13 protein-coding genes and 2 rRNA genes (1 of these 15 cut by a window edge) are annotated in these 13,628 nt (G+C 42.7%); 14 read left to right on the forward strand and 1 reads right to left on the reverse strand.

The window, feature by feature from the left end; translation table 11 throughout:
* The 13 genes from ABIE66_RS00020 to rsmI all read left to right on the forward strand — a co-directional run.
* Positions 1 to 2,468: ribosomal RNA gene (locus ABIE66_RS00020) — 23S ribosomal RNA — on the forward strand (it extends 465 nt beyond the left edge of the window).
* A 64-nt stretch (positions 2,469 to 2,532) separates the two neighbouring features.
* Positions 2,533 to 2,648, forward strand: a 5S ribosomal RNA gene (gene rrf / locus ABIE66_RS00025).
* Between the two features lie 208 nt (positions 2,649 to 2,856).
* Positions 2,857 to 3,075 (forward strand): sigma factor G inhibitor Gin, encoded by a 219-nt coding sequence (locus tag ABIE66_RS00030; RefSeq protein WP_289327205.1) that lies wholly within the window; start codon positions 2,857 to 2,859, stop codon positions 3,073 to 3,075.
* Positions 3,076 to 3,315: 240 nt separating this feature from the next.
* Entirely contained in the window at positions 3,316 to 4,770 is a 1,455-nt protein-coding gene (locus ABIE66_RS00035) for an aminotransferase class I/II-fold pyridoxal phosphate-dependent enzyme (RefSeq protein ID WP_289323275.1), read from the forward strand.
* Between the two features lie 39 nt (positions 4,771 to 4,809).
* Positions 4,810 to 5,451, forward strand: a complete 642-nt coding sequence (tmk, locus tag ABIE66_RS00040; RefSeq protein WP_370013546.1) for a dTMP kinase — start codon at positions 4,810 to 4,812, stop codon at positions 5,449 to 5,451.
* 100 nt (positions 5,452 to 5,551) lie between these two features.
* Positions 5,552 to 5,881, forward strand: a complete 330-nt coding sequence (locus ABIE66_RS00045) for a cyclic-di-AMP receptor (protein WP_061440312.1) — start codon at positions 5,552 to 5,554, stop codon at positions 5,879 to 5,881.
* 24 nt (positions 5,882 to 5,905) lie between these two features.
* Positions 5,906 to 6,346, forward strand: a complete 441-nt coding sequence (locus tag ABIE66_RS00050) for a YaaR family protein (protein ID WP_289323278.1) — start codon at positions 5,906 to 5,908, stop codon at positions 6,344 to 6,346.
* A gap of 8 nt (positions 6,347 to 6,354) precedes the next feature.
* On the forward strand, positions 6,355 to 7,359 hold the full coding sequence (gene holB, locus ABIE66_RS00055; RefSeq protein ID WP_370013548.1) for a DNA polymerase III subunit delta': 1,005 nt from the start codon (positions 6,355 to 6,357) through the stop codon (positions 7,357 to 7,359).
* Between the two features lies 1 nt (position 7,360).
* Positions 7,361 to 8,191, forward strand: coding sequence for a PSP1 domain-containing protein (locus ABIE66_RS00060; RefSeq protein ID WP_289323280.1), 831 nt, complete (start codon positions 7,361 to 7,363; stop codon positions 8,189 to 8,191).
* Between the two features lie 14 nt (positions 8,192 to 8,205).
* Positions 8,206 to 8,580 carry a DNA replication initiation control protein YabA gene (gene yabA, locus ABIE66_RS00065; RefSeq protein WP_289323281.1) on the forward strand — a complete coding sequence of 125 codons (375 nt, stop codon included), beginning with the start codon at positions 8,206 to 8,208 and terminating at the stop codon, positions 8,578 to 8,580.
* A gap of 177 nt (positions 8,581 to 8,757) precedes the next feature.
* Positions 8,758 to 9,501 (forward strand): tRNA1(Val) (adenine(37)-N6)-methyltransferase, encoded by a 744-nt coding sequence (locus tag ABIE66_RS00070; RefSeq protein ID WP_289323282.1) that lies wholly within the window; start codon positions 8,758 to 8,760, stop codon positions 9,499 to 9,501.
* On the forward strand, positions 9,488 to 9,748 hold the full coding sequence (locus tag ABIE66_RS00075) for a GIY-YIG nuclease family protein (protein WP_289323283.1): 261 nt from the start codon (positions 9,488 to 9,490) through the stop codon (positions 9,746 to 9,748). The genes ABIE66_RS00070 and ABIE66_RS00075 overlap by 14 nt, the downstream gene beginning before the upstream one ends.
* Before the next feature lies 1 nt (position 9,749).
* Positions 9,750 to 10,628, forward strand: coding sequence for a 16S rRNA (cytidine(1402)-2'-O)-methyltransferase (rsmI, locus tag ABIE66_RS00080; RefSeq protein ID WP_370013549.1), 879 nt, complete (start codon positions 9,750 to 9,752; stop codon positions 10,626 to 10,628).
* A 55-nt stretch (positions 10,629 to 10,683) separates the two neighbouring features.
* On the opposite strand, the gene ABIE66_RS00085 is transcribed toward rsmI, so the two are convergent.
* Complete coding sequence (locus tag ABIE66_RS00085; protein ID WP_057915383.1) at positions 10,684 to 10,968, reverse strand: transition state genes transcriptional regulator AbrB; 285 nt, start codon at positions 10,966 to 10,968, stop codon at positions 10,684 to 10,686.
* Between the two features lie 637 nt (positions 10,969 to 11,605).
* Here ABIE66_RS00085 and metG point away from each other — a divergent pair.
* On the forward strand, positions 11,606 to 13,567 hold the full coding sequence (gene metG, locus ABIE66_RS00090; protein ID WP_289323285.1) for a methionine--tRNA ligase: 1,962 nt from the start codon (positions 11,606 to 11,608) through the stop codon (positions 13,565 to 13,567).
* Positions 13,568 to 13,628 lie beyond the last annotated feature (61 nt).

Raw genomic sequence — 13,628 nt, forward strand, 5'->3', positions numbered from 1 at the left:
CCAAGGCTAAATACTCCCTAGTGACCGATAGTGAACCAGTACCGTGAGGGAAAGGTGAAAAGCACCCCGGAAGGGGAGTGAAATAGATCCTGAAACCGTGTGCCTACAAGTAGTCAAAGCCCGTTAATGGGTAATGGCGTGCCTTTTGTAGAATGAACCGGCGAGTTACGATTTCATGCGAGGTTAAGTTGATAAGACGGAGCCGCAGCGAAAGCGAGTCTGAATAGGGCGAATGAGTATGAGGTCGTAGACCCGAAACCAGGTGATCTACCCATGTCCAGGGTGAAGTTCAGGTAACACTGAATGGAGGCCCGAACCCACGCACGTTGAAAAGTGCGGGGATGAGGTGTGGGTAGCGGAGAAATTCCAATCGAACCTGGAGATAGCTGGTTCTCTCCGAAATAGCTTTAGGGCTAGCCTCAAGATGAGAGTATTGGAGGTAGAGCACTGATTGGACTAGGGGCCCCCAACGGGTTACCGAATTCAGTCAAACTCCGAATGCCAAATACTTATTCTTGGGAGTCAGACTGCGAGTGATAAGATCCGTAGTCGAAAGGGAAACAGCCCAGACCACCAGCTAAGGTCCCAAAGTATACGTTAAGTGGAAAAGGATGTGGAGTTGCTTAGACAACCAGGATGTTGGCTCAGAAGCAGCCACCATTTAAAGAGTGCGTAATAGCTCACTGGTCGAGTGACTCCGCGCCGAAAATGTACCGGGGCTAAACGTATCACCGAAGCTGTGGATTGACACCATTAGGTGTCGATGGTAGGAGAGCGTTCTAAGGGCGTTGAAGTCAGACCGGAAGGACTGGTGGAGCGCTTAGAAGTGAGAATGCCGGTATGAGTAGCGAAAGAAGGGTGAGAATCCCTTCCACCGAATGCCTAAGGTTTCCTGAGGAAGGCTCGTCCGCTCAGGGTTAGTCGGGACCTAAGCCGAGGCCGAAAGGCGTAGGCGATGGACAACAGGTTGATATTCCTGTACCACCTATACATCGTTTGAACGATGGGGGGACGCAGAAGGATAGGGTAAGCGCGCTGTTGGATATGCGCGTCCAAGCAGTTAGGCCGGAAACGAGGCAAATCCCGTTTCCATTAAGGCGGAGCTGTGATGGCGAGGGAAATATAGTACCGAAGTTCCTGATTCCACGCTGCCAAGAAAAGCCTCTAGTGAGATGTAAGGTGCCCGTACCGCAAACCGACACAGGTAGGCGAGGAGAGAATCCTAAGGTGTGCGAGAGAACTCTCGTTAAGGAACTCGGCAAAATGACCCCGTAACTTCGGGAGAAGGGGTGCTTTTTAGGGTGAATAGCCCGGAAAAGCCGCAGTGAATAGGCCCAGGCGACTGTTTAGCAAAAACACAGGTCTCTGCGAAGCCGCAAGGCGAAGTATAGGGGCTGACACCTGCCCGGTGCTGGAAGGTTAAGGGGAGAGGTTAGCGCAAGCGAAGCTTTGAACCGAAGCCCCAGTAAACGGCGGCCGTAACTATAACGGTCCTAAGGTAGCGAAATTCCTTGTCGGGTAAGTTCCGACCCGCACGAAAGGTGTAACGATCTGGGCACTGTCTCAACGAGAGACTCGGTGAAATTATAGTACCTGTGAAGATGCAGGTTACCCGCGACAGGACGGAAAGACCCCGTGGAGCTTTACTGCAGCCTGATATTGAATTTTGGTACAGCTTGTACAGGATAGGTAGGAGCCTGAGAAGCCGGAGCGCTAGCTTCGGTGGAGGCGTTGGTGGGATACTACCCTGGCTGTATTGAAATTCTAACCCGCGCCCCTTATCGGGGTGGGAGACAGTGTCAGGTGGGCAGTTTGACTGGGGCGGTCGCCTCCTAAAGAGTAACGGAGGCGCCCAAAGGTTCCCTCAGAATGGTTGGAAATCATTCGTAGAGTGTAAAGGCACAAGGGAGCTTGACTGCGAGACCTACAAGTCGAGCAGGGACGAAAGTCGGGCTTAGTGATCCGGTGGTTCCGCATGGAAGGGCCATCGCTCAACGGATAAAAGCTACCCCGGGGATAACAGGCTTATCTCCCCCAAGAGTCCACATCGACGGGGAGGTTTGGCACCTCGATGTCGGCTCATCGCATCCTGGGGCTGTAGTCGGTCCCAAGGGTTGGGCTGTTCGCCCATTAAAGCGGTACGCGAGCTGGGTTCAGAACGTCGTGAGACAGTTCGGTCCCTATCCGTCGCGGGCGCAGGAAATTTGAGAGGAGCTGTCCTTAGTACGAGAGGACCGGGATGGACGCACCGCTGGTGTACCAGTTGTCTTGCCAAAGGCATAGCTGGGTAGCTACGTGCGGACGGGATAAGTGCTGAAAGCATCTAAGCATGAAGCCCCCCTCAAGATGAGATTTCCCATGGCGCAAGCTAGTAAGATCCCTGAAAGATGATCAGGTTGATAGGTCAGAGGTGGAAGCGTGGCGACATGTGGAGCTGACTGATACTAATAGATCGAGGACTTAACCAACGCTTTTTAAAAAATGAAATACCTTCTTATTATCTAGTTTTGAAGGAACAACGTTCCTGATATGTTTGGTGGCGATAGCGAAGAGGTCACACCCGTTCCCATTCCGAACACGGCAGTTAAGCTCTTCAGCGCCGATGGTAGTTGGGGGTTTCCCCCTGTGAGAGTAGGACGCCGCCAAGCCATTTCTAAGATCAGCCATCTGGCTGGTCTTTTTTTGCTTAATGAAAAGAAAAACCATTGGATATGAAGGGTTTATCAATTATGGAAACTTTTATAAAGACATACACGTAATGAAAATCTTCATCATACATTGTTAAAAGCATCCCGGGTTCTCTTAAACTATTTAAATTAATGTATGCGAACAATGGTTTTTGGGGAGAATGCAGGTATGGAGGTGGAGATGTTGGGAACAACAACAACCAAAACAACGGCAGGGGAATCGTGCGTGGTTTGTGAACAAATAAAAGGGCTGGGAATACATCTATATACGACTTTTATTTGTGAGGAATGCGAAAGGGATATGATCGGGACGGATACGAACGATCCCAAGTACAAATATTACTTAAAGCAATTAAGAAAAATCACTAATCCTGAAATATTTTCATGAAAAAATAGTTTATGGAAAGTTGAAGAGTCAGAGAATAAAGAAATGGATTGTTTTCTTTATTCTCTGACTCTTTTTTTAGTACTTTAGAAGAATGCTTGGCAACAAGCTGCATGTTTCTGTAGGTTCCCTCCAAACAGACTGTTGGGAGATATATAATTGCCTTTCTGTCGAAGCAATATGAGATAAATTTGAACTTATTTGATAAAATGAAGGAATACTATGATTTGAGGGAAGAGATAAATGAATCAATCACAGACACCATTGTTCGATGCAATGAGTGCTTTTTATAAAAAAAGGCCAATATCCCTGCACGTCCCAGGACATAAAAATGGTTGGGTATTTAGTGAAAAGGGCCAAGCGCTGTATAACCCACTGCTTGGTATAGATGCCACGGAGCTAAGCGGTTTAGATGACCTGCATGCTCCAGAGGGAGCGATTTTAAAGTCCGAGCAACTACTCGCTGAATTATATGGAGTAAAGAGGAGTTATTTTCTGATTAACGGGTCAACCGTAGGTAACATAGCGATGATTCTTGCTACTTGCCGCGAAGGTGATAAGGTGCTTGTCCAAAGAAATTGCCATAAATCAATTTTACATGGATTGATGTTAGCGAATGTACAACCGATTTTTTTACAACCGGTTTTTTATGAGAAATGGGGCATAGCTGGCGGTGTAGGATCAAAATTAATTGAAAAAGCCTTGAGTGCCCATCCAGATGTAAAAGCCATCGTTGTAACCTATCCGAATTATTATGGTCTTGGTGAAGACTTGACGGAAATGGTTAGACTTGCACATCAAAAGGGAATCCCGGTGCTGGTGGACGAGGCACATGGCGCTCACTTTCAGTTAGGGAGTCCGTTTCCTAAAACAGCCATCTTGGCAGGGGCAGATGCCGTTGTCCATTCAGCGCATAAAACACTGCCGGCTATGACGATGGGGTCGTATCTTCATGTCAATTCATCCTTAGTTGATGTGGATCAAGTATCATTCTATTTACAAATGCTTCAGTCGAGCAGTCCATCCTACCCGATTATGGGATCGCTCGACTTAGCCAGGGCCTACTTAGCCGCTTTTACATCAGAAGATAAAAAATCCCTTATTAAAAAGATATCAGATTTCAGAGGGGAATTAGGTTCCCTTCAAACAGTAAGGGTGCTGGAGGCACCACTAGGTACTTCAGCAGACCCATTGAAAGTAGTCATTCAATCAACAAGCCGTTTAAGCGGGTTTGAGTTACAGCAGCTATGTGAAACAAAAGGCATTTTTACAGAATTAGCTGATCCTAATAATTTATTGATGATTTTACCCTTATTAAATATGAGTACCGATTTTCCTTTTCATGAAATCGTTCAAAATATAAAAAGTGCCACTAAAGACAGAACCGGAAACGGGGAAGCAGATCTTGGGGTTAGCTGGCCTGAAGGAAGGTCAATGACAGGTCTAGAAATGCCATATTCCGTCATGAAGCATAGTAAGTCGAGACCTGTTTTATTAAGGAAAGCAATAGGAAAGGTCTCAGCGGAGATGGTCATTCCTTATCCGCCGGGAATCCCTTTAATTATGTCCGGGGAAATGATTACTCCGGAGCATATAACCAATTTAAGGAGACTGCTTGAACTGGGATCAAGGTTTCATGGCGGTTCCTCCCTTTCAAACGGAGAGTTGATCGTTTATGAAAGCGGTCAGGCTGGTTAAAATGATATACTACAAACAAAGAACCTTGGAGGTACATCGATGAAACGCGGTATTTTTATAACAATGGAAGGGCCCGAGGGTGCTGGGAAAACAACAATTACCCAAATGCTTGGCAAGGCTCTGCAACAAGAAGGCTACCAAGTGCTATTAACGCGTGAGCCAGGAGGAGTCCCCATTTCAGAACAAATTAGGGAAGTGATCCTTAATAAGGATAATACAGCTATGGATTCGAGAACAGAGGCTTTATTATACGCAGCAGCAAGACGTCAGCATTTAGTGGAAGTGGTCATGCCGGAGTTGGAACGAGGGGGAGTTGTCCTCTGTGATCGATTTATAGATAGTTCTCTAGCCTATCAGGGCCATGCAAGGGGCTTGGATATTGAAGAGGTTTATAATATCAATAAATTCGCAATTGGAGATATGATGCCGGATGCCACGTTCTTTTTTGATATCGACCCAGAAGAAGGATTGAGGCGTATCCAGTCCAATGGAGAACGGGAAGTAAACCGGCTGGATCTTGAAGCCCTGGATTTTCATAAAAAAGTTTGTGACGGCTATCAGTTAATTATAAATAGATGGAAAGACCGTTTCATTATCGTGGATGCAGGCGGGACAATTGATGAAGTTTTTGAAGAAACGAAAGCAGGTTTGTTAGATTTTTTAGAAAAATCCGGAAAATGAATACAGGTTTCCATATTATTCAACCGAATACTATTCCAGGCAAAGACTAGTTGCTATAATGGAGTTAGGAAAAATTCAGAGTAACCGGAGGATGATGAGAATGAAAATGATCATTGCTGTCGTTCAAGACAAGGATAGTCATCGCCTGCTGAATGAATTAGTGGAAAATAATTTCGGAACAACCAAGCTAGCCAGCACTGGCGGGTTTTTAAAATCAGGTAATACGACCTTTATGATTGGCACCGAGGATGAACGTGTTGATCAAGCCATCCAGATCATCAAACAGAATTGTCAGTCACGATCCCAGTTAGTATCACCGGTTTCACCGATGGGCGGGAATGCCGAGTCCTATGTACCTTATCCAGTGGAGATTCAAGTAGGCGGTGCGACCATTTTTGTTCTGCCGGTCGAAAACTTTTTACAATTTTAACGGTTAGTTGCAGGGAGGTTCATTATGAAAATCAACCATGATATCCCTATTAAGCTTGATAAATCCCGACAGGATGCCAAACAGTTTCAAACCGGAAATGGGGGATTTCAGCAAATGGTCCAAACACAGGATCAAAAGATGCAAATCCAAACATTAAACCGTTTGATAAGCGATATTGAAGGTGCGGGCCAGCGTTTGGTAAGGTCACGTACTTTTAGGGAATTGGCAAAATATAAAGCATTGGTGAAACGGTTTGTAAAAGAAGCTGTTGAATATGGACTGGAACTGAAGCAATCCACGAGCTGGAACCAATTTGGACAGAGCCGGCCGTTGAAAACCGTGGAAACGATAGATGCAAGACTAGTTCAGTTAAGCGAGGAAATTCTTAATAAAGAAAAAAGCTCGCTTGAAATATTGGAAATGATAGGTGAAATTAAAGGGCTTCTGATTAATTTATATACTTAAGTGAGTTGATGGTTTTGGATAAAACATGGCAGGACATGAGTCAAATTCAGCCACAGGTAATGACGATGCTGCAAAATAGCATAACGAAGAACAGAGTGGCTCATGCGTATTTATTTGAAGGGGAAAAAGGTACAGGTAAGCAAGATATAAGCAAGACCTTTGCCAAAAGCTTACTATGTGAAGCCCCGACAGCAGGTTATAAGCCATGCGAACTTTGCCGGAATTGCAAACGGATTTCAAGCGGGAATCATCCGGATGTCCATTTGATTGAGAGAGACGGTCTCTCGATAAAGAAAGAACAAATTAAGGGGCTCCAAGAAGAATTTTCGAAAAAAAGCGTAGAGGCCGATCGAAAGGTTTATATGATTGCCGATGCAGACAAAATGTCGGTGGGGGCCGCCAACAGTCTATTGAAATTTTTAGAAGAACCTTCGGCCGATACCGTTGCGATATTGATGACTGAACAGATTCAGAGGATTCTACCGACCATATTATCAAGATGCCAAGTGATTTCATTCAAGCCATTATCCCCGGAGAATGTGAAACGGAAGCTGATGGAACATGATTTAGAACCACAGCTTGCCTCGGTAATCTCGCATATAACACAGAATGTGGAAGCCGGAATCGAGCTTAGCCATGATGAATGGTTTGTACAAGCTCAAAAAATAGTGGTAAAATTATATGAAGTGTTAAAACTTAATTCCTTGAAGGCATTGTTGTACCTTCAGACGGATTGGTTTGCACACTTTAAAGAAAGAGAACAGGTTGACAGAGGTCTTGATTTGTTACTTCTTATATATAAGGATTTATTATACATTCAGTTGGACAAAAAGGACTTCGTTGTTTTCCAAAATAAACTGAAGGAATTTGAAACTCACGCTCTTCATCTTTCCCCAAGACGCCTTGCTGAACATATGGGTTGTATTTTGGAAGCAAAAAGGAAGCTGATGTCCAACACGAATCCACAGCTGTTGATGGAACAGCTTGTGCTGAATTTGCAGGAGGGATCATGATTTGTATGATGTTGTAGGTGTCCGTTTTAAAAAGGCGGGCAAAATATACTACTTTGATCCGGGCGAATTCGCTATTCCTAAGGACGATTTTGTAATAGTGGAGACTGTCCGCGGTGTTGAATTCGGTAAAGTTGTTACAGCCCGTAAACAAGTAGATGAAAACGATGTTGTCCTGCCATTGAAAAAAGTGCTTCGGGTCGCTGATGCAAAAGATAAGATTATAGTTGACGAGAACAAGGCGGCTGCAGAAGAGGCTTACTCTATATGTTGTCAAAAGGTTGTTGAGCATAAGCTGGATATGAAGCTGGTTGATGTGTCATATACTTTCGACAGAAATAAAGTCGTGTTTTATTTTACAGCGGATGGTCGCGTGGATTTCCGTGATTTAGTCAAAGATTTAGCTGCCATATTCAGAACTCGTATAGAACTGCGCCAAATTGGGGTCAGGGATGAGGCAAAGATGCTTGGTGGCATCGGGCCTTGTGGCAGAATGCTTTGTTGCTCCACATTTCTTGGTGATTTTGAACCGGTTTCCATCAAAATGGCGAAGGATCAGAATTTATCACTAAACCCTACAAAAATCTCAGGATTATGCGGTCGATTGATGTGCTGTCTGAAATATGAAAATGATGAGTATGAAAGTGCGAAGGAAATGCTTCCTGATTTAGGTGAAATGATTAATACGCCTGGTGGCAAAGGCAAGGTAGTGGGGCTTAATATTCTAGAACGCGTACTTCAGATTGAACTAATCGAGCAGGAAAGAGTATTAGAGTATACTCTAGATGAGATTCTAAAAGAGGGAGCCGTTTCTATTCAAGCCACAGATTATTAAGGTGGTGGGAGAGCGTGGATAAGAAAGATATTTTTGAGTCGGTGACCAATATGGAAACCCAGATAGGCCAATTATATAAGCAGCTTGGAGAATTGAAGCAGAACTTAGCTGAAATACTAGAGGAAAACCAGTCGCTCAAGCTGGAGAACGAGCACTTGCGCCAACGGTTAGGCCTTGTGGAAGTAGAAAGCGCGCCTGCTGCAGTAAAGGTTAAGCAAAAAGTGAAAAACCGTACTGCTAGTGCGGACAAGGTTATGGATATCGGGGAAGGCTATGATAATTTAGCCCGTATCTATCAAGAAGGCTTTCATATTTGCAATCTGCATTTCGGCAGTTTGCGAAAAGAAGGGGATTGCCTGTTCTGTTTATCTTTTTTAAACAAGAAGTGATAATGGAATAATATAAAAGATGTTCCATCTCTTTTACGTGATAGTGGACCGTTTACAATATATAGTGATTCGGGGTCTGACGCATACTATGAGTCAGGCCCCTTTTTGTTCGATATGAATGTCGTAGCATGGACCCTAAACATGCTTTTTCGCTACATAATTAGGAGGGTAACAGCAATGGTAGAACTTAAAGGAGATGAACGCCTGGATTATCTATTGGCTGAGAATTTAAGGATCATCCAGAGCCCGTCGGTTTTCTCTTTTTCATTAGATGCGGTTTTATTATCAAGGTTCGTAAATGTTCCGATTCAAAAGGGGAAAATCGTAGATCTTTGCTCAGGGAATGGGGTCATACCTTTGCTGCTGAGTACAAGAACTAAGGGGGAAATTACGGGTGTGGAGATTCAAGAGCGGTTATATGACATGGCCCAGAGGAGCATGGACTATAATGGCGTATCCTCCCGGATCGAGATGATTCATGGGGATATAAAAGAGATTCCAAAACAGATAGGGTATAGCAAATATGACGTTGTTACTTGCAATCCACCCTATTTCCCGACGCCATCTATCGAGGAAATAAATAAAAATGAGCATTTTGCAATTGCCCGACATGAAATAATGTGTAATCTTGAGGACGTCATACGTGTTTCAAGTCAGTTGCTGCGTCAAGGTGGGAAAGCGGCATTCGTTCATAGACCGGGCCGTCTTATGGATATCCTCCATTTAATGAGGATGTACAGAATTGAACCGAAGCGGCTGCAGTTCGTTTATCCAAAAAGTTCAAAGGAAGCGAATACGATTCTTATTGAAGGGATAAAGGACGGTAACCCCGATTTGAAGATTCTTCCTCCGCTCGTTGTGTATAATGATCAAAATGATTATAATCCTGAAATCAGAAGGATTTTATATGGAGAGGAATAAGCATTATTTTTATGTTTTAAAATGCAGGGACGGCAGCTATTATGCTGGGTATACAAATAATCTGGATCGCAGGATTGATGCTCATAATCAAGGCAGGGGGGCAAAGTATACGCGAGGGCGGACCCCGGTTGAATTGATTTACCATGAAATTTTTGAAACACAGACAATGGCCATGCAGGCTGAATACCAGTTTAAGCAATTAACAAGAAAACAAAAGCAAAAGTGGATGGCAAAGGAGGATACATGATATGTGGCAGCAAAAGAGTTTTGAAAAAGAAGGGTTGGAGCCAGCTCTTTATCTGGTTCCTACACCGATAGGAAACCTTGAGGATATGAGCTTTCGGGCTCTAAGAATCTTAAAGGAAGCTGATGTCATTGCTGCTGAGGACACGCGAAATACGAAGAAATTATGTAACTACTTTGAAATTTCGACACCTATCGTCAGCTACCATGAACATAATAAGGAATATAGCGGGAAGCAGATGCTTGAGAGGCTTCGAGCAGGAGAGGTCATCGCATTGGTAAGTGATGCTGGATTGCCGACGATATCCGACCCGGGATATGAACTGGTCAAAGATGCCATTGTCGAAAAGTTTAAAGTCATACCGTTGCCGGGGGCCAATGCTGCATTAACTGCATTGATTGCATCTGGACTCATTCCGCAGCCTTTTTACTTTTATGGCTTTTTACAACGGGGAGCAAAAGAAAAAAAGCAGGAGCTGGAAAAATTAAAAAAAATGGAAACGACTTGGATCGTTTATGAATCGCCACATCGATTGAAAGAAACGTTGAAACATATGCATGAAATTTTAGGTGACCGCCGTATAGTTTTATGCCGCGAATTAACTAAGAAATTTGAAGAGTTCATTCGGGGGACGGTGAGTGAAGCGTTGACTTGGGCAATGGAATCCGAGATTCGCGGTGAGTTCTGTTTAATAATAGAAGGTGGGCAATGGTCGGATGATGAACCTGAAGAAGCTTGGTGGATGGCCCTTGATATAGTCGGTCATGTTAATCATTATATGGAAGCCAAGCAGTTCACTTCCAAGGACGCAATCAAGCAGGTCGCAAAAGACCGCAATATACAAAAACGTGATGTATATCAAGCGTATCACATTGATATATAATGATAAATAAGCATAAAAAAACTTCCGAAGATCGGAAGTTTTTTATTTATATCAATTATTTAGAAGTAGTGAAATTTTGTTGAATTTCTTGGATAAGTAATTCTGCACCTTCACGACTAAGAATCAATTTACCATTAGCAAGTGTAAGGTTGTTATCGGAAACTTCACCTGTAACTTGGCAAGTCATGTTTGGTTTGTATTTTTTCAGGATGATGCGCTCGTCATCAACATAGATTTCAAGAGCGTCTTTCTCAGCGATACCCAATGTACGACGAAGTTCGATTGGAATTACCACCCGGCCTAACTCATCAACTTTACGAACAATACCTGTAGATTTCATTTTTAAAAATTCTCCTCTCAGTTACAATCTAGTACCCTATTTCTATTTTTTTCGCCAATATTCGACAAATTTTTTTATAAATTTATAATACCAGCCATTCCCAAATTCGTCAATGATTTATTTTCATTTTTTTGTAAGAAATAGTGTGGCTGCATTCCGCTGAAACAAACGGCTTTAATGAGAAAAAACTGGTTATGTCTTTATAATTCAAGAAATGATAGGCTACAAAGAACTACTCACTTCATCACAATTCGACAAAGTGTGCATATAAGAACATACCTCTCCTCTTTTATTATATGATTAATTACAATTTAGTTTCAAAACAAAAGTTCTGAATTAAGGATAATTTTCCGAAAAAGTTCGAATATGTGAGTTGTTGCACAAAAAAAGAATTTTAGGTATATTTTGTTGAGGTAAGAGGTAATGCTGAAATAAGGGAATTTTACATCATGATCCCTTAGTTTAAAATGACATTTACTTATAATATTTTCTATTCTATTAACATGATGATTTGATTAGTGATTATTGTCGCGTAGAATGGTATATAGCGTTAAAATAGAGATAATAGCTTAAATATAGTCTAATGGCTTTGGCCTAGACCCAAAGCCGGTTTTCCAAAAGATGAGGAGGGAACGAAGTGCAAGATAAATTAAAAACATTCTATATCACGACACCCATATATTATCCGAGTGGTAATTTACATATAGGGCACGCGTATACGACAGTGGCAGGGGATGCCATGGCTCGTTATAAAAGGATGCGTGGCTTTGATGTCATGTATTTAACAGGCACTGATGAACATGGTCAAAAAATTCAGCGTAAAGCGGCTGAAGAAGGAATCACTCCACAGCAATATGTAGATAATATCGTATCAGGGATTAAAGAGCTCTGGGAAAAGCTTGATATATCTTATGATGATTTCATTAGGACGACGGAAGATCGCCATAAAGAGGTTGTAGCCAAGATCTTCAAAAGGCTTTTGGACCAGGGTGATATATACTTGGACCAATATGAAGGGTTATATTGTACACCTTGTGAATCTTTCTTCACGGAACGTCAGGTTGAAGAAAGCAATGGTAACTGTCCAGATTGCGGCAGACCAGTTGAAAAGGTGAAAGAAGAGTCTTATTTCTTCAAGATGAGTAAATATGCGGACCGATTACTGAAGTTTTACGAGGAAAATCCTGATTTCATTCAACCGGAATCCCGAAAAAACGAAATGATCAATAACTTCATCAAACCTGGATTGGAAGATCTGGCCGTTTCACGTACTACTTTCGATTGGGGCATTAAGGTACCTGGAGATCCAAAGCATGTTATTTATGTATGGATTGATGCATTGACCAATTACATAACGGCATTAGGGTATGGAACTGATAATGATTCTAAATACTTGAATTATTGGCCTGCCGATGTACATCTGGTCGGAAAGGAAATTGTTCGTTTCCATACAATCTATTGGCCGATTATGTTAATGGCTCTGGACATACCGCTTCCAAAGAAAGTCTTTGCACACGGCTGGCTTCTAATGAAAGATGGTAAAATGTCCAAATCAAAAGGGAATGTAGTGGATCCCGTTACATTGATTGATCGATACGGTTTGGATTCTTTACGTTACTACTTATTGCGTGAAGTCCCATTTGGTTCTGATGGTGTATTTACACCGGAAGGCTTTGTGGAACGGATCAATTTTGACCTGGCAAATGATTTAGGTAATTTATTAAATCGGACAGTAGCAATGGTCAATAAATATTTTGATGGTGTGATTCCAAGTTACGAAGGATCCAATGGCGAATTTGAAAAGGCTTTGCTTGAAATGAACCAAGACACGGTAGGCAAGTATGAGGAAGCCATGGAAAACATGGAATTTTCAGTTGCACTAACATCCATTTGGCAACTCGTGAGCAGAACTAACAAATTCATTGACGAAACCCAGCCTTGGACTCTTGCTAAAGATGAATCAAGGAAGGAAGACCTTGGTAGTGTCATGGTTCATTTGGCGGAATCATTACGCAGGACGGCCATTCTTTTGAAACCTTTCTTGACGCAAACACCGGAAAAAATCTTTGCTCAACTTAACATCACGGATAGTGTTTTAAAATCCTGGGACAGTTTAGCGGAGTTCGGTCAAATTCCTGCTGAAACAAAAGTTTTGAAGGGTGACCCGATTTTCCCTCGTTTGGATATGGAAGAGGAAGTTTCATATATAAAAGAACAAATGCAGGGTGGAGCCCCTAAGGCCGAGGAAAAAGTGGTGGAGACGATTCCAGAGGTTGATGAAATCACTATTGATGACTTTACAAAAGTGGAACTTCGTGTTGCCCAGGTCTTGGAAGTCGAACCGGTAAAGAAAGCGGATAAGCTTCTTAAACTGCAGCTTGATTTAGGTTATGAGAAACGGCAAGTCGTATCAGGCATTGCACAGCACTATAAACCTGAAGATTTAGTAGGCAAAAAAGTGATATGCGTAACTAATTTGAAACCTGTTAAACTTCGTGGCGAGCTCTCTCAAGGAATGATTTTGGCGGGCAGCCAGGATGGTGTGCTCTCAGTCGCTACAATAGATTCATCGATTCCAAATGGTTCAAAGGTGAAATAAACCCTCGAAAACATAAAGGTGTTTCATATGAAACATTTTTATGTTTTTTTCTTTATGCTTT

It is taken from the genome of Peribacillus sp. B2I2 (assembly GCF_041261685.1).
In the GTDB taxonomy this organism is placed as follows: domain Bacteria; phylum Bacillota; class Bacilli; order Bacillales; family DSM-1321; genus Peribacillus.